The organism is Mesorhizobium sp. CO1-1-7 (assembly GCF_020164885.1).
In the GTDB taxonomy this organism is placed as follows: Bacteria; Pseudomonadota; Alphaproteobacteria; order Rhizobiales; family Rhizobiaceae; genus Mesorhizobium; species Mesorhizobium australicum.
The window spans coordinates 256074-276203 of sequence record NZ_JAIUHA010000006.1 but is presented as its reverse complement, the minus strand read 5'-3'; the positions used below and the strand labels follow the sequence as shown (position 1 = coordinate 276203).

23 protein-coding genes and 1 pseudogene are annotated in these 20130 nt (G+C 64.9%); 12 read left to right on the top strand and 12 right to left on the bottom strand.

Annotation, left to right across the window (positions count from 1 at the left end; translation table 11 throughout):
• Window positions 1–84: 84 nt before the first annotated feature.
• Complete coding sequence (locus LB516_RS15225; RefSeq protein ID WP_224719868.1) at window positions 85–969, bottom strand: hypothetical protein; 885 nt, start codon at window positions 967–969, stop codon at window positions 85–87.
• A gap of 154 nt (window positions 970–1123) precedes the next feature.
• Here LB516_RS15225 and LB516_RS15220 point away from each other — a divergent pair, with 154 nt between their 5' ends.
• Window positions 1124–3142 carry an ABC transporter ATP-binding protein/permease gene (locus LB516_RS15220; protein ID WP_263492547.1) on the top strand — a complete coding sequence of 673 codons (2019 nt, stop codon included), beginning with the start codon at window positions 1124–1126 and terminating at the stop codon, window positions 3140–3142.
• 46 nt (window positions 3143–3188) lie between these two features.
• Here the strand turns inward: LB516_RS15220 and LB516_RS15215 are convergent, their stop codons facing one another.
• Both LB516_RS15215 and LB516_RS15210 read right to left on the bottom strand, forming a co-directional pair.
• Window positions 3189–3911 (bottom strand): haloacid dehalogenase type II, encoded by a 723-nt coding sequence (locus LB516_RS15215; RefSeq protein ID WP_224642923.1) that lies wholly within the window; start codon window positions 3909–3911, stop codon window positions 3189–3191.
• 50 nt (window positions 3912–3961) lie between these two features.
• Window positions 3962–4897, bottom strand: coding sequence for a DMT family transporter (locus LB516_RS15210; protein WP_224719867.1), 936 nt, complete (start codon window positions 4895–4897; stop codon window positions 3962–3964).
• Between the two features lie 205 nt (window positions 4898–5102).
• Between LB516_RS15210 and LB516_RS15205 the strand changes: the two are divergent.
• Window positions 5103–5969 (top strand): annotated as a pseudogene (locus LB516_RS15205) (LysR family transcriptional regulator); the annotation flags it as partial.
• On the opposite strand, the gene LB516_RS15200 reads toward LB516_RS15205, so the two are convergent.
• The 3 genes from LB516_RS15200 to LB516_RS15190 all read right to left on the bottom strand — a co-directional run bounded on the left by LB516_RS15200 (window position 5885) and on the right by LB516_RS15190 (window position 9106).
• Window positions 5885–6295, bottom strand: a complete 411-nt coding sequence (locus tag LB516_RS15200) for a DUF2200 domain-containing protein (RefSeq protein WP_224719866.1) — start codon at window positions 6293–6295, stop codon at window positions 5885–5887. The pseudogene LB516_RS15205 and the gene LB516_RS15200 sit on opposite strands and share 85 nt — an antisense overlap.
• Window positions 6296–6399: 104 nt before the next feature.
• A complete protein-coding gene (locus LB516_RS15195) occupies window positions 6400–8058 on the bottom strand; it encodes an acyl-CoA synthetase (protein ID WP_224719865.1) in 1659 nt (552 codons plus the stop codon).
• 154 nt (window positions 8059–8212) lie between these two features.
• Window positions 8213–9106, bottom strand: a complete 894-nt coding sequence (locus tag LB516_RS15190) for a LysR family transcriptional regulator (protein ID WP_224719864.1) — start codon at window positions 9104–9106, stop codon at window positions 8213–8215.
• A gap of 103 nt (window positions 9107–9209) precedes the next feature.
• Here LB516_RS15190 and LB516_RS15185 point away from each other — a divergent pair, with 103 nt between their 5' ends.
• Window positions 9210–9965, top strand: coding sequence for an SDR family oxidoreductase (locus LB516_RS15185; RefSeq protein ID WP_224583882.1), 756 nt, complete (start codon window positions 9210–9212; stop codon window positions 9963–9965).
• Between the two features lie 87 nt (window positions 9966–10052).
• Window positions 10053–10265 carry a tautomerase family protein gene (locus LB516_RS15180; RefSeq protein WP_015316894.1) on the top strand — a complete coding sequence of 71 codons (213 nt, stop codon included), beginning with the start codon at window positions 10053–10055 and terminating at the stop codon, window positions 10263–10265.
• A gap of 77 nt (window positions 10266–10342) precedes the next feature.
• Here the strand turns inward: LB516_RS15180 and LB516_RS15175 are convergent, their stop codons facing one another.
• On the bottom strand, window positions 10343–10873 hold the full coding sequence (locus LB516_RS15175) for a DUF6428 family protein (RefSeq protein ID WP_411969393.1): 531 nt from the start codon (window positions 10871–10873) through the stop codon (window positions 10343–10345).
• Window positions 10874–10915: 42 nt separating this feature from the next.
• Between LB516_RS15175 and LB516_RS15170 the strand changes: the two genes are divergently transcribed.
• From LB516_RS15170 to arsK, 4 genes are read left to right on the top strand one after another with little or no spacing between them, the layout of a single operon-like run.
• A complete protein-coding gene (locus tag LB516_RS15170; RefSeq protein WP_224719863.1) occupies window positions 10916–11269 on the top strand; it encodes an ArsR/SmtB family transcription factor in 354 nt (117 codons plus the stop codon).
• The gene (locus LB516_RS15165) at window positions 11266–12003 is read left to right on the top strand and encodes an aquaporin (protein ID WP_224719862.1); all 738 of its coding nucleotides are present in this window, start codon (window positions 11266–11268) and stop codon (window positions 12001–12003) included. Before LB516_RS15170 ends, LB516_RS15165 begins: the two co-directional genes overlap by 4 nt.
• Entirely contained in the window at window positions 12000–12413 is a 414-nt protein-coding gene (arsC, locus tag LB516_RS15160) for an arsenate reductase (glutaredoxin) (protein ID WP_140617965.1), read from the top strand. Before LB516_RS15165 ends, arsC begins: the two co-directional genes overlap by 4 nt.
• Window positions 12394–13620 (top strand): arsenite efflux MFS transporter ArsK, encoded by a 1227-nt coding sequence (gene arsK, locus LB516_RS15155; protein ID WP_224719861.1) that lies wholly within the window; start codon window positions 12394–12396, stop codon window positions 13618–13620. The genes arsC and arsK overlap by 20 nt, the downstream gene beginning before the upstream one ends.
• 163 nt (window positions 13621–13783) lie before the next feature.
• Here arsK and LB516_RS15150 read toward each other — a convergent pair whose 3' ends face one another.
• Both LB516_RS15150 and LB516_RS15145 read right to left on the bottom strand, forming a co-directional pair.
• Window positions 13784–14599, bottom strand: coding sequence for an oxidoreductase (locus tag LB516_RS15150; RefSeq protein ID WP_224719860.1), 816 nt, complete (start codon window positions 14597–14599; stop codon window positions 13784–13786).
• Between the two features lie 51 nt (window positions 14600–14650).
• Window positions 14651–14947: a YciI family protein gene (locus tag LB516_RS15145; RefSeq protein ID WP_015316901.1), complete on the bottom strand. Its 297-nt coding sequence runs from the start codon at window positions 14945–14947 to the stop codon at window positions 14651–14653.
• Between the two features lie 114 nt (window positions 14948–15061).
• Between LB516_RS15145 and LB516_RS15140 the strand changes: the two genes are divergently transcribed.
• Complete coding sequence (locus LB516_RS15140) at window positions 15062–15514, top strand: winged helix-turn-helix transcriptional regulator (RefSeq protein ID WP_140876400.1); 453 nt, start codon at window positions 15062–15064, stop codon at window positions 15512–15514.
• Window positions 15515–15583: 69 nt separating this feature from the next.
• Here the strand turns inward: LB516_RS15140 and LB516_RS15135 are convergent, their stop codons facing one another.
• The gene (locus tag LB516_RS15135; protein WP_224642916.1) at window positions 15584–16495 is read right to left on the bottom strand and encodes a transcriptional regulator GcvA; all 912 of its coding nucleotides are present in this window, start codon (window positions 16493–16495) and stop codon (window positions 15584–15586) included.
• 216 nt (window positions 16496–16711) lie between these two features.
• Between LB516_RS15135 and LB516_RS15130 the strand changes: the two genes are divergently transcribed.
• The 3 genes from LB516_RS15130 (at window position 16712) to LB516_RS15120 (ending at window position 18989) form a co-directional block, all read left to right on the top strand.
• The gene (locus LB516_RS15130; RefSeq protein ID WP_140663408.1) at window positions 16712–16909 is read left to right on the top strand and encodes a DUF1127 domain-containing protein; all 198 of its coding nucleotides are present in this window, start codon (window positions 16712–16714) and stop codon (window positions 16907–16909) included.
• Entirely contained in the window at window positions 16906–17802 is an 897-nt protein-coding gene (locus LB516_RS15125) for an NmrA family NAD(P)-binding protein (RefSeq protein WP_224719859.1), read from the top strand. The genes LB516_RS15130 and LB516_RS15125 overlap by 4 nt, the downstream gene beginning before the upstream one ends.
• An 86-nt stretch (window positions 17803–17888) precedes the next feature.
• Complete coding sequence (locus tag LB516_RS15120) at window positions 17889–18989, top strand: KamA family radical SAM protein (RefSeq protein ID WP_224719858.1); 1101 nt, start codon at window positions 17889–17891, stop codon at window positions 18987–18989.
• 8 nt (window positions 18990–18997) lie between these two features.
• Here the strand turns inward: LB516_RS15120 and LB516_RS15115 are convergent, their stop codons facing one another.
• A complete protein-coding gene (locus LB516_RS15115) occupies window positions 18998–19642 on the bottom strand; it encodes a 4'-phosphopantetheinyl transferase (protein ID WP_224719857.1) in 645 nt (214 codons plus the stop codon).
• Window positions 19639–20115, bottom strand: coding sequence for a GNAT family N-acetyltransferase (locus tag LB516_RS15110; protein ID WP_224683837.1), 477 nt, complete (start codon window positions 20113–20115; stop codon window positions 19639–19641). The genes LB516_RS15115 and LB516_RS15110 overlap by 4 nt, the downstream gene beginning before the upstream one ends.
• Window positions 20116–20130 lie beyond the last annotated feature (15 nt).

The window sequence follows — 20130 nt, the reverse complement described above, 5'->3', positions numbered from 1 at the left end:
GTGGAAACGGTGCTGACGACGAAACAGCCAATCTTCCCCCCAAGGGGGAGATTGGCAGCGTCGGCGCCGCGTCCGCCTTGCGCCCTACTTCCCAGCCATCTGGTCGGCAAGCGTCTGCGCCTGGGCAAGCAGCGTGGGGAAGGCCGGGTTGTCGCGCAGGTTCTTGCCCATGCAGGCGCGGAAGTCGCTGTCGCCTTTTGCCCAGGCGGCGTCGGCGGCATCGGATGTATTTTCGTCGCTGTCGTCGGTGGCCTGCTTGACCAGTTTCTGGGCGGCGGCGTCAGCCGCGGTCCACACCGCGTCGCAGGCCGCGATCCTTGGGACGGGCGGTGTCGCGGGCGCCTCGGCGATCATGACACTGTTGCCCTTGACCAGCGTGACGACGATTTCCTGGTCGTAGTTAGGTCCGACATCCTGTGCCCAGCCGCCAAGGCGGGCGATCGCCATGTCGGCGCCGTCGGGCGTCTTCAGGTTGAAGTCGAGCGTGTCGGTGAAAGCGGCGTCGCTGCCGATCGCCTGGGTGTAGAACGCATCGAGCTTCAGCGCCGCGTCGAAGCTGGTGGGCAGTTTGAGATCGGCGTCCGTCTCCGCCGCACGCGATTGCAGCCAGCGCTCGACCAACCCGCGTGTCGACGCGACGATGCTGGGGCCGTCCTCGGTGCCGTGACGCAGCCCGTCCAGCATGCCGAAGCCGACATCGGAGGAACTGAGGCTTTCGATATTGATCCTGCCGGCCGCCGGAAAACCCTTGACCGTGAAAGGTCCAAGAAGCGTCGAAAGGCGCTGTTCGAGATCGGCGCGGGCCTTCTCATTGGCGGCGTCGAGCGTTTCCACGGGAGCGTTCGCGCTTTCCATCGCGGCGATGGCCGCGATCGCCTTGTCGCGCGCGGCGATGTAGTCGTCCTCCGGCGAAGCCGCATACGCCGCACCGCTCGCCAGCGCGAACACCAAAGTCCAGACCAGACGCATCGTGAAAACCTCCGTTTTACAAGCTCTTCGCGTGGCTTGGTGGCGATTGTGCGGCGGTGAACTCATGGCGAGACGTGGCGGATATCGGGGCACCAGGACAGCCCTGGCAAGGTCGCAAGCCCTCATGATGAAACCTTCCGATACCCAGGCCGTTATGGCCGTTGTGGCAGACATCAAACCCAAACAGAGGCCGGCCGGCGGCGCCAAGCCAAACGGTGCCAGGAAGCCCCGCCGGGAGAAGGTACCCGATGTCGAGGCCGCATCCGAGGTCGTCGGCGAGGCGGCGCCGCCGCCAGCGGCGGTGGAACCTGATCCGCAGCTGAGCCCCGAACAGGCCGAACAGGCGCGCAAGAAATACCTGCTGAAGCGCTTCTGGATCAGCGCGCGCGGCTATTGGAGCCGGCGGGGCGACAAGCTCGCCTGGCCATGCACGATCGCGCTCCTGATCCTGATCTGCGTCAATGTCGGCTTTCAGTACGGGATCAATGTCTGGAACCGCTCGATCTTCGACGCCATCGAACAGCGCAATGCACCGACCGTGTATTTCCTGAGCGCCGTGTTCGTGCCGCTGGTGCTTGGAAGCGTCAGCCTCGTCGTTGCGCAGGTCTATCTGCGCATGACGATCCAGCGCCGCTGGCGCTCCTGGCTCACCACATCCGTCATCGGCCGCTGGCTCACCAACGGCCGCTACTACCAGCTCAATCTCGTCAGCGGCGATCACCAGAACCCGGAAGCCCGCATCGCCGACGATTTGCGGATCGCCACCGAATCGCCTGTCGATTTCGTCTCCGGCGTTCTCAATGCCTTCCTGGCGGCCTCGACCTTCATCGTCGTCTTGTGGACCATCGGCGGCGCGCTGACACTGCCGATCGGCTCCTCGACCGTCACCATTCCGGGCTTCCTCGTCATCACCGCGGTTATCTATGCCGGCATCACCTCCACCTCGATGGTGGTCATCGGCCGGCATTTCGTCGAACTCTCCGAGCAGAAGAACCAGGCGGAAGCGGAATTTCGCTACACGCTGATGCGCGTGCGCGAAAACGGCGAGAGCATTGCCCTGCTCGGCGGCGAGGAGGAGGAGCGCAGCGGCATCGACAGGACCTTCGCCGGCGTGCTGGGCAAGTGGGCGATGCTTGCTGGCCAGCACATGCGCACGGCGCTGGTCTCGCAGGGATCGAGCCTGTTCGCGCCGGTGGTGCCGGTGCTTTTGTGCGCGCCAAAATTCCTCGACGGCTCGATGTCGCTTGGGCAGGTCATGCAGGCGGCATCCGCCTTTGCCATCGTGCAGGGCGCGTTCGGATGGCTGGTCGACAATTACCCGCGCCTGGCCGACTGGAACGCCTCGGCACGGCGCATCGCCTCGCTGATGATGTCGCTGGATGGGCTCGAGCGCGCGGAAGAGAGCGACGCGCTCGGACGCATCAATCGCGGCGAGACCAAGGACGACACGATGCTCAGCCTCAACAATCTGTCCGTGTCGCTCGATGACGGCACCGCCGTGGTCAAGGAAACCGAGGTCGTGATCCAGCCGGGTGAGCGGCTGCTGGTGGCCGGCGAATCCGGTTCGGGCAAGAGCACGCTGGTGCGGGCGATAGCGGGCTTGTGGCCGTGGGGCGGCGGCAGCGTCGATTTCCACCCGGGCAAGCGCATGTTCATGCTGCCGCAGCGCCCCTACATCCCCTCGGGCACGCTGCGCCGGGCCGCTGCCTATCCGGGCGCCGCCGAGGATTGGACGATCCCGCAGATCAGGGCTGCCCTCGACAAGGTTGGGCTCGGTCATCTTGGCGACCGGATCGAGGAAGACGCGCCGTGGGACCAGACCCTGTCGGGCGGCGAGAAGCAGCGCCTGGCCTTCGCGCGGCTGCTCCTGCACGCGCCCGATATCATCGTGCTGGACGAGGCGACGGCGGCACTCGACGAGAAGAGCCAGGACAGGATGATGGAGACCATCATCCACGAATTGCCTAATGTGACCATCTTGAGCGTGGCGCACCGCGCCGAGCTGGAGGCCTTCCACAGCCGCAAGATCACGCTCGAGCGGCGCAAGGGTGGCGCCAAGCTGGTCAGCGATATCGACCTCGCCCCGCGCAAACGCAGGGGCTTGCTCGGCCGCGCCCTATGGGGTTCCGGCACTTCCGCCGAAAAGCGCGGCGCCGCCCGTAAAAAGAGTTGATGGCGCTCAGGCGAGTTCTGATTTCAGCTCGAGGGATGGCCTTCCATCAGCCGTGCAATTCCTCCCGATGCGCCTTGGCGAGGTCGGCCATGCTGTCGAAGCGGAAGTCCACCTTCGGCATCTCGCCGGGATCCATCGTGGCGCCGAAACCCTGATCGGCATGCCGGCGGTGGATCCAGCACGATTTAAGGCCCAGGCGGTTGGTCACGGCATGGTCATGAAACAGGCTTTCGGCCGTGTGCAGGACTTGCTTGTCGCCGATCCCGAGCGTCGCCAGTTTTTCCAGCATATAGTCGAAATTCCGGGGCGACGGCTTGTAGGAGCCGATGTCCTCCGCCGTGTAGATCGCATCGAAATCGACGCCGAGCTTCCTGTTGCTGAAGGAGAAGCTCGTATTGTCGACGTTGGAGAGGATGACGAGCTTGTAGTGCTGCTTGAGGTATTGCAGGGCGGCGGCGGTATCGGCAAAGGCCGGCCAGTCCTTCACGCTTTGGCCATAGGCGATGCATTCCTCCGGCGTGGTCACGACGCCCCATTCCTCGGCGAGCCGCTTGTAGACGACAGCCAGAAGGTCGCAGTAGCGCTTTTGCGGCGTCCAGTCCTGCTGGCTGGATTCGTGCCTGGCATGCGCCTGCAGGATCTCGTCGCGGCCGAGGCCGCGGCCAACCCGCCCGGTCAGCGGCTTCAGGGCGTCGATCATGCCGGATTCCCAATCGATTAGCGTGCCGTAGCAATCGAAGGTCAAGGCCTTGAAATCAGTCAGCTTCATGGTTCACTCCCTTGAGTTGGATAATTGGCTGGCGTTTGCGTGGATCGCGATCAATCGGCCGGCTGCCCGGCTGGGCGCAAACCTGCCTCGCCCTTCGATGTGGTGCCACGCGACGATGTCAGCCAGACGCCGAACAGCGTAACCGCGAGGCCGAGGACCATCGCCGCCGAAAGCGGCTCGCCGAAGAGCAGCCAGGCCCAGAGCATCGTCACCGGCGGGCTGAGATAGATCACGCTGCTGACCTGCGCGGCGCTATGGAGGCGCAGGCTCGCATAATAGACGCCGTAGCAGAAGAAGGTCGAAAACAGCACCAGCCAGGCGATGCCGAACTCGAACCGGCCATCAAGGGGCGGCATCAGCCCGCCTTTCCATTCGGCGCAAACGGCAAAAAACAGCGCCGCCGTCAGGCATTGGATGCACAGGCTCTGGTGGATGGGCATGTTGATCGTCCCCATCCGCTTCTGCAGCACGGTCGCCAGAGCGAAGACCATCATGGAAGCGATCGTGACCACGTACGCCCAGGCCGGCGCGCTGCCGAGGCTGAGGCTGTTCAGCGAAACGATCAGGACGCCCAGCACGCCGAGAGCCGTTCCGGTCCACTGCCTCGATGTCAGCCGGTGGCCGAGAACGGGGTGCGACAGTGCCGCGATGGCGAGGGGGACGAGGTCGGAGATCAGCGCGACAAGGCCGGTCGGCACGCGCTGGCCGATGGCAAGCGCGAAGCCGCCGAGATAGAGGAACATCATCGCCACGCCGAACGCCATCTGCTGGAGCAGCGCCCGGACGCCGATGCGCGGCCCGACCATGAGCACGAAGGGCAGGAGGACCAGCCCTGACATCAGAGTTCGCCAGAACAGCACCAGCATGACGTCGGCGCTCTCGCTGGCGTAACGGATGCCGACAAAGCCCGAACTCCAGCTTACGACCAGGGCTGCCGCCAGAAGCGGCCAGGCCAGGCGACGGGACGGAGGTTTCGAGAGCGTCATGCAGTCTCTTCGTCGAAGCGGGTTCGCCAGCGGATCACGGCCGATCTCGGATGCGGGATTTATGGCGGCGCACAAGCGCCTTTGCACATGACAAATTTCGATATATCCATGAAATAGGCGCGAGATGTGGCATATCTGATTGCCCTCAAAGCCCGTTCTCTGCCGAGACCCTGGAGCACTGCTTTCGTTTCAAACGAGGATTGTCATGGCTGGAGTGATGAACCGCCGCCTGGATGTCGATGCCTTGCGGGCGATGGTGGCGATCGAGAAACATGGCGGCGTTACCCGGGCGGCCGAGATGCTCGGCCTGTCGCAATCGGCCGTCAGCCACAAGATCAGGCGGCTGGAAGCGAGTCTCGACTGCGAAATCCTCAGCCGCAAGGCGAATGCGCCGATGTTCACCAGTTCAGGGCAGGATCTGCTGGGCTATGCCAGGCGCATCCTGGGCATCCATGACGAGGCGATCCTGAGCCTGTCGAAGAGCACGCTGCAAGGCAAGATTGCATTGGGGATGACCGAGGATACGACCTGCACGGACCTTTCGCGCATCCTTGGCCGGTTTCGTCGGCTATACCCCGAGGTGAGCGTGCGCACGCAGGTGCGCATGAGCCTGGCCTTGCAGAAGCTGTTGGGCGAGGGCGCGCTCGACGCTGCCATCATCCAGGTGTTCCAGCACGATGTCCGCCCCACCGATGTCCTGCTGTTCCGCGAGACCCTGCATTGGGTGAAGTCGCCCGAGCTGACCCTGGCGAAAGGCGACCCCGTGCCATTCCTGTCCTTCGACGAGAACTGCTTCTATCGCCGTTGGGGCCTCGATCTCGGCCAGGACGAGGGAACGGTGTTCGAGATCGTGTTCGAATGTTCGAGCGCCGCCGGCATCATCGCCGGCGTGACCTCCGGCCTCGGCGTCGCGCTGCTCAGCCAGCGGCATCTGCGGCCCGGCATGGAGATCGTCGACAAGTCGTTCCCCAAGCCTCCGAACCTCGCCTACGTCATTCGCCGCGCCCGCAACGTCCGCAATCCCGCGCTGGAGACGCTGGTGCGGGAGATAGAGGCTGAGGTGAAGCGCCACCGCTTCCCCTTCGCAAGCTCGTCGATCAGCTTATCGAGGTAGCGAATTTCCTTCATCAGTGGATCCTCGATATCTCCCACGCGGACGCCGCAGACCACCCCTGTAATCAAATTCCGCAAAGGATTCAGTCGAGAGGCCTGGCCAAAGAAATCCTCGAAGCTGGTTTTCTTCTCCAGTTCGGCCTCGAGTTCCTTCTCGGTGTAGCCCGTCAGCCAGCAGATGATCTCATCGACCTCGGCTCTGGTGCGTCCTTTCCTTTGCGCCTTGGCGACATAGTGCGGATAGACGCTGGCAAAGCTTGTGGAATAGATTCGATGCTCCGTCATGACGTGCCCTTACCGGTGGCGCCTATCGCCCGCACTCAACTTTGCCTCCAATGCGCAGGTCTCAGCAATTGGCGCAGGACCGACTCCAATCTTCCCGCCGCCCTTCACCCGTTCCTTTTCTCCACCTCAGCCTTGCGCAACAAGAACCGTTGGATCTTGCCGCTAGGGGTCTTCGGCAATTCCCCGACGAAGTCGATCTCGCGCGGATAGGCATGGGCCGAGAGGCGTTTGCGGACATGCTGCGCCAATTCTTCGGCGAGTTCCGGGCTGCCCTCGTAGGCGGGCGCCAGGATGACGAAGGCCTTGACGATCTCGGTGCGCTGCGGGTCGGGTACGCCGACCACCGCCGCCTCGTTGACGGCGGGATGTTCGATCAGCGCGCTTTCGACGTCGAAGGGGCCGATGCGGTAGCCTGACGAGGTGATGACGTCGTCGGCGCGGCCGATGAAGGAGACCGAGGCGTCCGGCTCGTATTCCACCGTGTCACCGGTGCGGTAGTAGCCGCCCGATATGGCCGGCGTTTCGGCCTGGTGGTAGCCGTCGAACCAGCGCAACGGCGAGTTGGCGATGTCGACGGCGAGGATGCCGGGCTGGTTGGGGCCGAGCTCGTTGCCGGCCTCGTCCAGCACCACCATGCGATAGCCCGGCATGGCAAAGCCCGCCGAGCCGGCGCGGACAGGGTGCGCCAGGCCGTGATGGTTGTTGACCATCATGCCGTTCTCGGTCTGGCCGTAATGGTCGTGGATGGGTGCGGCGAGATGGGCGTCGAACCAGCGGATCACTTCCGGGTTGAGCGGCTCGCCGGCGCTGCTCACCACACGCAGCCGGCCTTTTGCACGCGCGGCGGCGTCGGGACCTTCGGCGAGCAGCAGGCGGAAGGCGGTGGGCGAGCCGGCAAGGCTGGTGACGCCAAGCCGCTCGATGACATCATAGGTGTTTTTGGCGGTGAAGGCGCCCTCGTTGAAGGTCGTGGCGATGCCGAGCAGCAGGGGTCCCGTGATGGCGTAGTAGAGGCCATAGGCCCAACCCGGATCGGCGATGTTCCAGAAGATGTCGCCGGGGCGCAAGCCGATCGCGTCGCGCATATAGGCGCCGAAGGCGAGCAGCGCGTTGAGCGGCACCGGCACGCCCTTCGGCAGGCCGGTGGTGCCCGAGGTCGACATCATCATGAACAGGTCTTCGCCCTTGCGCATCACCGGGTCGCAGTTGGGTGAGGCGGCGGCAAGCGCGGCACGGAAATCGATGTCGCCCGGGGACAGGGCGTCGCCAGCACCGAGGATGGTGGCGATTTGCGGAGGGTTCGCGACCTCGTCGAGCTTGCCGCGATTGGCCGGATTGGTCACCACCAGCCTGGCGCCGCTGTAGCCGAGCCGGTGTTCGATCGCCTTCGGGCCGAAGGCCGTGAACAGCGGCTGGTAGACCGCGCCGATGCGCCAGGCGCCGAGGATCAGCGCCACCAGTTCGGGGATGCGCGGCAGCATGCCGGCCACGACATCGCCGGGGCCGACGCCCAACTCCTTCAGCAGAGTGCCGACGCGGCCCGACATGTCGGCGAGATCCTCGAAGCTGAATTCGCTGAGTTCGCCCCCGGCAGAGATGGCGCGCAGGGCCAGGCGGTTTCCGCCGGTGTGCCGGCCGCAGCATTCGACATAGGCGTTGATTCCGGTCGCGGGGTCGCCCTGCAGTCGAGCGATCTCATCCTCAATACGAAAGCTTGCAACGGCATCGTCATAGCGCGGCAAGCCGGCTTGCTGCTTGGTCATGAAAATCCTCCCTGGCGGTGCGCCATCTCCCCATGGCGCGCTGTCGCGGCGACATTGACATCAGATGGCGCCGATGGGCAACGGCGAGTGCCTGTTCCTTTGTGCTGACGCGTTCCGGACGGAAAACCGCTACACACTTTTCCCGGAATTGCTCTTACAAGTTCGCCTCGGCGAAAATGCGTGCCGCCCAGTCGAGAAAGACGCGCAGGCGCGGCGAAAGCTGCCGGTTCTGCGGATAGAGCGCCGACAGCGGTGTCGGCGAGGGCGGATACTCGGCCAGCACCTCGACCAGTGTTCCCTCTGCCAAATCCTTCTCGAAGCGATAGCGCGGCGCCTGGATGAGGCCGAGGCCAAGCCGGGCGAGGTCGGCGGCGGTGTCGGAATTGTTGGCGGCGACGCGGCCGGGCAGCCTGACCTCGCGCGTCTTGCCGCCGACGGTGAATTCGAAGGGCAGCACTTCGCCGGTGCGGGAGGAGACGAAACCGATCGCCTGGTGGCCGTCCAGCGCATCGGGGGAGGCGGGCGTGCCGTGGCGGGAGAGATAGGCGGGGCTGGCGCAGGTCATCTCGCGGATCATGCCAAGGCGGCGCATGATCATGCCGCTGTCCGGCGGCTCGCCGACGCGGATGACGCAGTCGACACCCTCGCGCACCAGGTCGACCAGCCGGTCGCTCTGTCCGATCTGCAGGTCGATGCGAGGAAAGCGGGCGAGGAATTCCAGCAGGCGCGGCAACAGGAAGGTGCGGGTGAGCACCGTGCTGGCGTCGATGCGCAGCAGGCCGAACGGTTCGGCATTGCGGAAGGCGGCCTCGGCATCCTCGATCTCGGCCAGGATGGACAGGCAGCGCCGGTAATAGGCCTCGCCATCCTGCGTGGCGTTCACCTGGCGCGTGGTGCGCTCGAGCAGCCTTGCGCCGAGATGTTCTTCCAGCCGCCGGACCGCTTCCGTCGCGGTCGAGCGCGGCAGGCCGAGATCGGCGGCGGCAGCGGTGAAGCTGCGCCGCTCCAGCACGCGAACGAAGAGTCGCATCGTGTCCAGGCGATCCATGCTCTTTGTTCGCAATTTCCGAATAGTGATGTCAAGACAAGGCTGATTGTCCGGAAGCTGGCTCCGCCTATATCCGTCTCACCAACAAGAAGGAGAGACTTCCATGACTTCAGGCCAAACGAGCACGGGCCAAACCAAAGCGGCGATCGTGACCGGCGCCTCCAAGGGCATCGGCGCGGCGATCGCGCGGAGGCTGGCCCGCGACGGCATCGCCGTCGTCGTCAATTACGCGCGGGGACAGGCCGAGGCCGAGGCGCTGGTGCGCGCCATCGAAGCCGATGGCGGCAAGGCGATCGCCGTGCAAGCCGATATCGCGGTTCCGGCCGGTATCGCCAGCCTCTTCGACGCCGGCGAGAAGGCGCTCGGAGGCATCGATATACTGGTCAACAATGCCGGCATCATGAAGCTTTCGCCGATCGTACAGGCCGATGATGCCTTCTTCGACACCCAGGTCGCGATCAATTTCGGCGGCGTGTTCCGTGGCATGCGCGAAGGCGCAAAACGCATTCGCGATGGCGGCCGCATCGTCAATTTTTCGAGCAGCGTGGTCGGCCTCTACCAGCCGGGTTACGGCGTCTATGCCGCCACCAAGGCGGCGGTCGAGGCGATGACGCACATCTTGGCCAAGGAGCTTGGCGCGCGCGGCATCACCGTCAACGCGGTGGCGCCCGGACCGGTCGAGACGGCGCTGTTCACCGATGGCAAGAGCGCGGCGCAGATCGAGGCCACGGCCAAGATGATCCCGCTCGGCAGGCTCGGCCAGCCCGACGACATTGCCGGCGTGGTCTCGTTCCTGGCAGGGCCGGACAGTGGCTGGGTCAACGGGCAAATCATCCGCGCCAATGGCGGCGTGATCTGAAGGAGGCTGGCCGCTGCTGCTGTGGCGGTCTGCCTCCCGTTCCATTCGAAACCTAGCCCAAATGATTGAGAAGACAAGGAAAACACCATGCCATTCGCCAACATCAAGATGCCGCAGGCGGCGCTCTCCAAGGCACAGAAAGAAGACCTCATCCATCGCACGACCGCCATGTTCGTCGACTTTTTCGGCGAGGGCGTGCGGCCCTACACGATGGTGCTTGTGGAGGAAGTCGCCGATGGCGGCTATGGCCGCGCCGACGAAGTGTTCGTGGTGCCGGACGCTTTTCGCGCCAAGGACTAAGGTTGCCGATGTCCGGCCGGCCTGCACATGGCTCACGCCCGCGCTTCCGGTACTCACATGCTCAAAAGCACCCTCCGTTAGCCGCAGCATGGCCCGGCGGAGGGGCCACAGCAGGCCTTGGCCTTCTTTTCCTCCTCCAGCCAGCGGTCGTGCGGCTTGCAACTCGCTGGCCGTGGCGCAAGCGCGACATGCACGGCGCCGTCGGCCAGCCGGGGCAGGGCGGCCCGGTAGAGCTGCATCGGGCGCACGCCGTCGCTGACCTCGAAGGTCAGCTTGGCCGCCTGGTCGAGACCGACATGCTCGGTCACTTTCCGGATGATCGCCGCGAATTTTCCAGCCGGCATATGGGTGCGGTCCTCATTGACGTCCCATAGCTGCACGAAGATCTCCGACCATGATTCCGGATTCCCGCCGCAGTCGAGCGCGTCGAAGCGGCCGGCCTTGACCTCGGTGACATGGTAGCCCGGCAACACTGGCCTGCCTTCATGGAAAAACACCAGTGGCTTTTCCCTGTGATCCGCCAGAAAGCCCAGCAAGCCGGCCATGGTGATGTCCCGCGGGTCGGCCGTGATCACGGGATCAAATTCCCGATTGTCAGAGGCGAGCATGTGCGATAATCCTTGCTTCAATATTCATAGGATTGTTGAAATATGAATGAACGTCAAGCCCTGTCGGCCTTCGCGGCGCTGTCGCAGGAAACACGGCTGCGCGTGCTGCGCCATCTGGTGATCGCCGGCCCCGACGGCATCGCCGCCGGGGCGATCGCCGAAAAGGTCGAGGTTTCGGCGTCCAACGTCAGCTTCCACCTTAAGGAGCTTGAACGCGCGGGGCTGGTGAGCGTGCGCCGCGCTTCCCGCTCCATGGTCTACAGCGCCGAGTATGACATGCTGAGCGGTCTTATCCGCTTCCTGATGGAGGATTGTTGCTCCGGCCGGCCGGAAATCTGCGCGCCGGCGGTGTTGCCGGGCTGCTGTGCGGCCGACACGCGGGAGCCTGCCCGATGACTGGCGGCCACACTGTGTCTGGCGCGTCCTCCATCAGGGACACGGCCGGTTTTGATTTGCCGCGCCGGCTCACGGCGGAAGCTCTCGGCACCGGCTTGCTGGTGGCCACGGTGGTCGGCTCCGGCATCATGGCGCAGTCGCTGACGACCGATCGCGCGCTGGCGCTGCTTGGCAACACCTTGCCGACGGGGGCAATCCTCGTGGTGCTCATCACCATACTGGGGCCGGTCTCGGGCGCTCATTTCAATCCGGCCGTTTCAATGGCCCTGGCGCTGTCGCGCCGGCTGCCGGCGAGCGACTGCGCCTGGTATGTGCTCGCCCAATTCTCGGGCGGCGTCGCCGGCACGGTCGGCGCGCACCTGATGTTCGGGCTTTCGCCGCTCGCCCTGTCGACGCATGACCGAACGGGACCCGCGCTCTGGCTTTCGGAAGGGATTGCGACCTTCGGGTTGCTGGCGGTCATTCTCGCCGGCCTGCGTTTCAAGCGCTCGGCCATCCCCTGGCTGGTCGGCCTCTATATCACCGCCGCCTACTGGTTCACCGCATCGACATCGTTCGCCAACCCGGCGGTCGCGGCCGCACGGTCACTGACGGACAGTTTTTCCGGAATCAGTCCGGCAAGCCTGCCGGGCTTCATCGCCGCCGAACTGGCCGGCGCGGGCATTGCCCTGGCGCTGACGACATGGCTGCTGCAGCCGCACGTTCAACCGTTCCCCATCGAGGCCAGGCCATGACGATCACCATCTACCACAATCCGGACTGCGGCACCTCGCGCAACACGCTTGCCATGATCAGGGCGAGCGGCGAGGAGCCGACCATCGTCGAATATCTGAAACACCCGCCGCCACGTGCGCGGCTGGAGCAACTGATAGCGACGCTCGAAATTCCCGTGCGCGCCCTGCTGCGTGAAAAGGGCACCCCCTATGCCGAACTGGGCCTGGCCGATCCAAAATGGTCCGACGGCCAACTGCTCGATGCCATGCTCGAGCATCCGATCCTGATCAACCGGCCGATCGTCGAAACGCCGAGAGGGACACGGCTGTGCCGTCCGTCCGAGCTTGTGCTGGATCTGCTCGACCACCCGGTGAGCCGGTTCACCAAGGAAGACGGCGAGGTGGTGAGCCATGACCGCGGTGGGCAATGATGGAAGCCTTGCAAAAGCCGAAACCGCGGAGCGTGCCCCGATAGCGGCTGTCGCCGCGCTCGGGATCACCCAGATTATCGGCTACGGTACGCTTTACTACAGTTTCAGCATCCTTGCCGGCGACATGGCGAAGGATATGGGCTGGCCAACCGAATGGATATTCGGCGCGCTATCGGCCGCGCTGCTGGCCGGCGGGCTAACCGCCCCCTTGCTCGGCGGCTGGATCGACCGTTTTGGCGCGGGACGGATCATGACCGCGGGCTCGGCCGTTGCTGCCGCTGCGCTTGCCGCCTGTGCCTATGCGCCCAACGGTCCAGCCTTCGTCGGCGCGCTGATTGCGCTGGAGGCAGCATCGAACCTTGTCCAATACGGCGCGGCCTTCGCGCTGCTGGTCCAGATACGGCCGCGTGCCGCGCAGCGCAGCATAACCTATCTCACCCTCGTCGCCGGTTTCGCATCGACAGTCTTCTGGCCGATCACATCGGCCATGCATGCGCATTTGCCTTGGCGAGACGTCTACCTCGTCTTTGCCGGGCTGAACCTGCTGGTCTGCCTACCGCTGCACGCCTGGCTATCGCAGGGGCTGGCCAGGAGCAGGCGCGCGGCGATCGAGCCGCCACGGCACGTCGCGGGATCGCTGCCGGCCCCGGCGCGGCCGCTCGGCTTTGCCTTGATGGTTGTCGCTTTCTCGCTCCAGAACCTGGTCAGCGCCGCCGTGCTGGTCCATATGGTGCCGCTGCTGTCCGGGCTCGGTCTGGGTGCCGCCGCCGCCATCGTTGGAACGCTGTTCGGGCCGTCGCAGGTGCTCAGCCGTTTCATCAATATGGTCTTCGGGATCAACCTGCCGCCGCTGCGGCTCGCCATCATCTCGGCCGTGCTGATGACGGCGGGCGTGGTCATCCTGCTTGGCACCGCGCCTTCGATCGCCGGCGCGATGGCGTTCGCCGTCGTCTTCGGAATGGGCAACGGGCTGTTCAGCATCGTCACCGGGGCACTGCCACTGATGCTGTTCGGCAGCGAAGGCTATGGCCGGCTGCAGGGACGCGCCATGTCCGCCCGCCTGATCGTCTCGGCGGTCGCGCCGTTCGCCCTGGCATTGGCGATGGCCCATATCGGCATTTCCTGGTCGCTGGGCCTGATGGCGCTTGTTGGCTGTCTGGCTCTGCTGGTGCTGGCGGCGATCGCGAAAGTGTCGAGCGCCACCTGAAACCGGGCAGGGATGCCCAGAGGCGGTTTGGCGCCACTCCGCCGGCTCAATTTCCCCTCTCGGAACCGTCGTGGATCGGCTTGTGATGCGTCAAATCGTCGGCCGCAGCAGCGAATGTCTGGCGTCTCAAAACTGGCCGCCGAACAGTGGCTACGCGCCTTTGTCACGACGGCAGGTTCATCTGTTTTCGGAGGCTTTTGTCGAAGGCATGCGCGGGAACAAACCGTCGCAGCAGGTATAGGCGATGCGCCTGCTTGCTGGCGGGATAGCGCAGCTTCGGCGATGTCGCGGTGGCCGCGGTGACGACCGCCTGGCCGACGACCTCGGGAGCATCGCCGGTTTCGATCGCCCTGTTCCAGACCGCGGTTGCCGTTGCCCGCGCCTGGTCATAGACACTCATCATCCTGTCCGGCTTCGTCGCATTGTGATCGAGAGCCGTACGGGTGAAGGCCGGTTCGACCAGCAGGACGCGAATACCGAAGGGGCGGACCTCATGGTCCAGCGACTCGGAGTAGCCCTCGACGGCATGTTTCGTGGATGTGTAGAGCGCGCTGAACGGGCTGGGGACAAAGCCGACAACCGAGCTGATGTTGACGATCCGGCCGCCGCCCTGACGTCGCATGATCGGCAGCACCTCGTTTGTGACGCGGATGAGACCGAAAACGTTGACGTCGAAAAGGGTCTTTGCCTGTTCGACGGACGATTCTTCCGCACCCGCGATCAGTGCATTGCCGGCATTGTTGACCAGCAGGTCGATGCGCCCGGCCTGGCTTATCACTTGCGACACCATGCTTGCGACGGAGTCTGCGTCGGTCACGTCGCAGCTCAGCATCGTGATCCCGGGCGGTGACCCGGTCGCGGCTTTCCGGCTCGTGCCGAAGACGCGGTAGCCGGCCGACTGAAGGGCTTTGGCTGTCGCAAGCCCGATGCCGCCCGCTGCTCCGGTGACGACGGCGACGCCGCGATTTTTGTTGTTCATTTCAATATCCTTCGAGATGCATGATCATGACGCTTTGTGCCGACGGACTTGTCAGCCGTGTACGCTCAGATGAAGCATGGGGTGATGTTCGTAATGGCCGGCGCCATTTCTCACGATGGGGTCTTGTGAGGTTATCGCCTGGATGTCCTGGTCGTCGGCGATCCGGTATAGTGACAAGCCATAGCCGCCGCCTGGATCCATCACCGGACCATGGGCGACGATCAGTCCGCGGTCGAGCAACTCGTCCAAGAAGGCGCCATGCTGCCTCATCCATTCCCGCTCGTCGCCGGTCATGGATGCAAGAAAGTCGGCACGGGGCGGGATGTACTTGCACAGATAGAATTTCATTTGGGACTCCCAGCGGCGCGATGACCGGCCGTCACCATCATTTTTCGGTGGAACGGCCTCGCGAGATCAGATACTATCAAATTAATAGTAAGTCACTATCAAAATGGTATCGACGTGAAGAATCTTTCCAACCAGCCCTGTTTGATCGCCCGCAGCCTCGGCACGGTGGGCGACACGTGGAGCATGCTGATCATGCGCGATGCCCATGCGGGGCTCAGCCGCTTCGACGAATTCCGCAAGAACCTCGGCATCGCTCCGACGATGCTGACCAGCCGGTTGGCGACCTTGACGCAGGAAGGGCTGCTGGAGAAACGGCGATATTCGGAGCGGCCGCCACGGGATGAATATGTGCTGACCGAGGCCGGTCGGGATTTGCTTCCGGTGCTGTTCTCGCTCGCCGCCTGGGGCAGCAAGCACCGGGGCGGTGGCAATTTCACTCGGTTCTTCGACGCCGAGACAGGAACCGAAATCGACCCAGTCAGCATCGATCGCGGGACCGGAACGCCGATCGGGAGCCGTCCCATACGGATCGTGATGCCCAAGCTGCCTGACGGCCCGTCGGACTGACTGGATGCGCCGGAGCGAAAGGCGATAGCTGGCCGGCAAGAGAGGGAATTCAGGTGGGCGCTCCTCGGATCAGCCGCTCTTCTTCGCGCCAATCCAGTCGGCCGCCACTTCGGCGAACAGCCAGTCGCGGAACGCCCTGATCTTTTTCTGGCGCAGCGCGCCTTCGGGATAGACGACGTAGTAGCTGGCCGCCGATTTCAGCGCGAGATCGAAGGGCCGGACCAGCCGGCCTGCCGCGAGGTCGGCCGAGACCAGCGCGCTGCGGCCGAGCAGTACGCCTTCGCCATGCACGGCGGCCTCGACGGCGAAGGTGGCGGAATCGAAGCGCACGCCGCGTGTGGGGTCGATGCCTTCGACACCGGCGTGCTCAAGCCATGTCGCCCAGTCGATGCGAAAGGCGTCGTGGATCAGCTTGTGGTGCCTCAAATCGTCCGGCTGTCGCAGCGGATGCTCGCCTTGCTGCAGTTCCGGGCTGCAGACGGGGAAAACCTCCTCATCGGCGAGGAACTCCGCCGTCACCCCGGTATAGCCGCCGCGGCCGTAGCGGATGGATATGTCGATGCCGTCGCTGACGAAATCGGCCAGCACGCCCGAAGTCGCCAGCCGCACGTCGATATCGGGATTGGCGCGATGGAAACGATGCAGCCTCGGCACCAGCCAGCGGCCGGCGAAACCGTCGGACGTGCTGACATTGAGGATGCGCGTCGAGCGGTCGGGCGTGGCGGCGATGGTGGCGGCGGCGATCTGGTCGAGCGCCTTGCCGACCTCCGCCGCATAGGCCGCGCCGACGCCCGTAAGGCGCACGGAGCGTGTGCCGCGATCGAAGAGCTGGATGCCCAGCCTGTCCTCGATGTTGCGGATGGCGCGGCTGACCGCGCCATGGGTGAGGTTGAGCTCCTCCGCGGCCTTGGAGAAACTCAAATGCCTGGCCGCCGCGTCGAAGGCGGGCAAAGCGGTGAGGGGCGGCAGTCTGCGCGGCATCGGATCGACCTGTGAGTGTTACTCACAAATCCTGCACAAAGAGTCGCTTGTCGTCCAGCCCTTAATGGCCCAATATTCAGGCGTACCAAGCATCCACACCGGCTTTCCGGTTCATCGATGCGCTGAATTGACCAGACAAGTGTGAGCAATCGTCATGCTCGCCCCACTCGGGCGACATCGGCAGGCTTGCGCCCAGTGAAACACAGGAGACGGATTATGACCTTGACCCTTCGCCCCATCGGCGCCGCGATGAGCGGCCTTGCCATGCGAAGCGCGGCAGCGTTCGAGCGCCGCCGCACGTTGCGCCGGATCTCCCGGCTTTCCGATCGCCGTTTGCATGACATCGGCCTCGAACGCGACTGGGACGGTTCCATCCTTGCTAACGGAATTCTGGCCAATGGGAGGACGATATGACCAGCACCCTGATCATCGGCGCGACCGGACTGCTCGGCAGCGAGATGGCCAAGGCCAGCGCGCGCAATGGCGACAGCCTCCATGTCTTGGTCCGGCAGGCAACGTCGGCCAATGAAGCGCGGATGCGCCCGCTGAAGGATCTCGGCGCCACGGTGCATGTCGGCGATCTCGACGACTATGACAGCCTCGTGCGCGCCGTCGGCAAGGTCGACCGCGTCGTCAGCTCGGTGCATGTGGGGTCGGCCAGCGAGATGACGCTGGTGCGCGCCATCAGGGATGCCGGTATCTCCCGCTATGTCCCGTCCGCCGGCTTCGGCCTCGACTTTGCCGCCGCCGCACCCGGCTCGATCGAACCGCTCGACATCAAGCGGGCCGTCTTCGACGCGGTCCGGGAGGCCGACCTGCCCTATACGGTGATCTACACCAACGGCTTCTTCTCGACCTGGGTGGCGACGCTGGGCGACCTGACGCGCTTCGGCTCGTCGCCGCTGCCGCCCGACGAGGTGACGCTCTATGGCGAGGGCAACGTTCCGGCGACCTTCGTCAGCGAGAAGGATATCGCTGCGGTCACCATGCGCGCACTGGAGGATGCCAATGCTGTTCGCAGCGAGATACGGATCGCGCAAAACAAGATCACCCAAGGTGAAATGATCGAGCTGTGGCGGCAAGTGAGCGGCCGTTCGCCCCGCGTCAAGCAGATGAGCGCCGAGGAGCTGGAGGCGCTGATCGCGGCGGTTCCCGGCCTTGGATTGCTGCGCGCATTCTGGATCCGCGGCGAGACCGCGCTCGAGACGGCCACCCCGGAAGCCGGGACGCTTTATCCGGAGCTGAGGTTCGAGGCGATTGAAAGCGCTTTTGTGGCGATGGCTGGCGCGGGTGGGCACAGGTTGTGAAGGCGGCGGATATGGTTGGCGTTGCGACAGCGGTTGACCGCGCTGTCCATCCGGCCGATAGGTCCGCGCAAACAGCCGAGACGCCGATGCCCAATCTCAAAGATGCGACCCGCGCCGCCGACACCGCCTGGCAGGACGATGTCCGCGCCGGCGTGCGCCATGTGCGCGACCTCGCTTCCCTGCCGCTCTCGCCGGCCGAGCGCGAAGCCGCGCAAGCCGCCGCGGCGCTTCACAAGGTGCGGGCGCCAAAGGCCTATCTCGACTTGATCGACTGGAACGATCCCGCCGATCCGATCCGGGCGCAGGTGATCCCGTCGCCTGGGGAATTGGACAAGACTGAGGGTGAGCTTGGCGACCCGATCGCCGATCACGAATTCAGCCCGGTGCCGCGGCTGACGCATCGCCATGCCGATAGGGTGCTTTTGTTCCCGACCTATCAATGCGCGGTCTATTGCCGGTTCTGCTTCCGCAAGGAATCGCTGACGTCGATCGGTCGTGGTTATACGCGCGAGGCGCTGGAGCCGGCGCTGGCCTATATATCGGAGCATCCCGAAATCCGCGAAGTGATCCTGACCGGCGGCGATCCGCTGTCGCTGCCCGACAAGGCACTGGCCGAGATCCGAGCGCGCATCGAGGACATCGCCCATGTGCGATTGCTGCGCCTCCACACGCGCGTGCCGGTGGCACTGCCGTCGCGCATCACGCCAGGGCTGGTCGCGGCGCTGCAGGGCCGGCTTATGGTGACGGTGGTCACCCACTTCAACCACGCGCGCGAGATCACCGACGCCACCGAAGTGGCCTGCCGCGCCTTGCGACAGGCCGGCTTCGTGATGCTCAACCAGAGCGTTCTGCTGAAGGGCGTCAACGATACGGTCGAAGCGCTGGAAGAGCTCTGCCGCGAGCTGATGTACCGGCTGGGGATAAAACCCTACTACCTCCACCATGGCGATCTCGCACGCGGCATGGCACACAGGCGCACCACGATCGCGCAAGGCCAGGCGCTGGTGGAAGCGCTGCGCGCGCGCCTGTCGGGCATCTGCAACCCTGTCTATGTCCTCGACCTGCCCGACGGGGGAGGGAAAGTGCCGCTCGGACCTTGCCATGTCGAGGAACAGGACGGGCAAAGCTGGCGCATACGTGGGCTGGATGGCGCGGTGAGGGCCTATCGAGAGGTGGTTGGCGAATAGGCCAACGCCTATCTGGCAACAAACGCCAGCACGACCACGCGCGGGGCGATACAGTGTGCGAGGCTGACCTTGCGACCGGTCCTCGTTGTCGCGTGGCCGGTTTCGAGGTCCACGGCGATATCCTCATAGCCCAGCACCTCGCGATCCAGCGGATAGGCGGCCTTGTAGACCGCTTCCTTGGCGGCGAAAAGGATGCGGCCGGCAAGCTGCCGGTCGGCGGCGTCGATCCGGTCCTGGGGAATTGCCACGAGCGAGAAAATCTCATCGGGCAGGGGCAGCGCCGGCTCGACGTCGATGCCGAGCGAGATAATGCCGGCAACAGCCGCGACCGCCGCTACGGCCATGTCGTCGTCATGCGCGAGCGAGCCCGTTATCCCGTTCGGCCATGCGGGTGCACCGGACGGCGTGCGCAAGAGGGCGAAACCGTCGAAGCCGCCATCCGCGAGCAGCCGGTGCGCGAGCAATCGCGCCGCGCCGCTGGCCCGCCGCATGGACGGCTGGCGAGCGGGGATGGAGCTTGCTTCCGCCGGCAACAGATGGGTCTCGTCACCTTCGCGGATGATCCGGCAACCGGTGCGGACCCCGGCCGGAGCCATGGCGGCCATGGCGCGCGCCAGGGCGATTTCCTCGGACGGATCGGCGGGCGGCGTCATCGGTCGCCGGTTGGCAGAATGAGATCGGCGATCATTTCGCCGTCCTCGTCGAGCCCCTGTTCGACGAAACCGGCACTGCGATAAAGCTGCCGCGCCGCCTCGTTCTCCGGTTCGTAGCAGATCGACACGTGGCTGATGTGGCCGAGCCCGCCGATTTCCTCCAGCACTTCACGCAACGCGGCCTTGCCGTAGCCCCGGCCTTGCCAGGCGCGGTCGATCATGAAGCGGTAGATGCGCGCCTCGTCATCGTCCCGCGGCGCCTCGTACATCAGGAACCCGACGATCTGGTCGCCTGCCATGACGGCGCGTGGCCGCGCGTCCCGATCGGATCTGGCCTCACGCAGGGAGGCTGCGTTGCTGGCGACGAAATCGATCTGCTCCGGCGCCAGCTGCAATGCGGTGACCAAAGCGCGATTGGCTGGGGTCACCGGGCCGATCCGGATGTCCACGGTGCTTCCGGATCGCTCTGCCATGTGGCCTCCGACGAT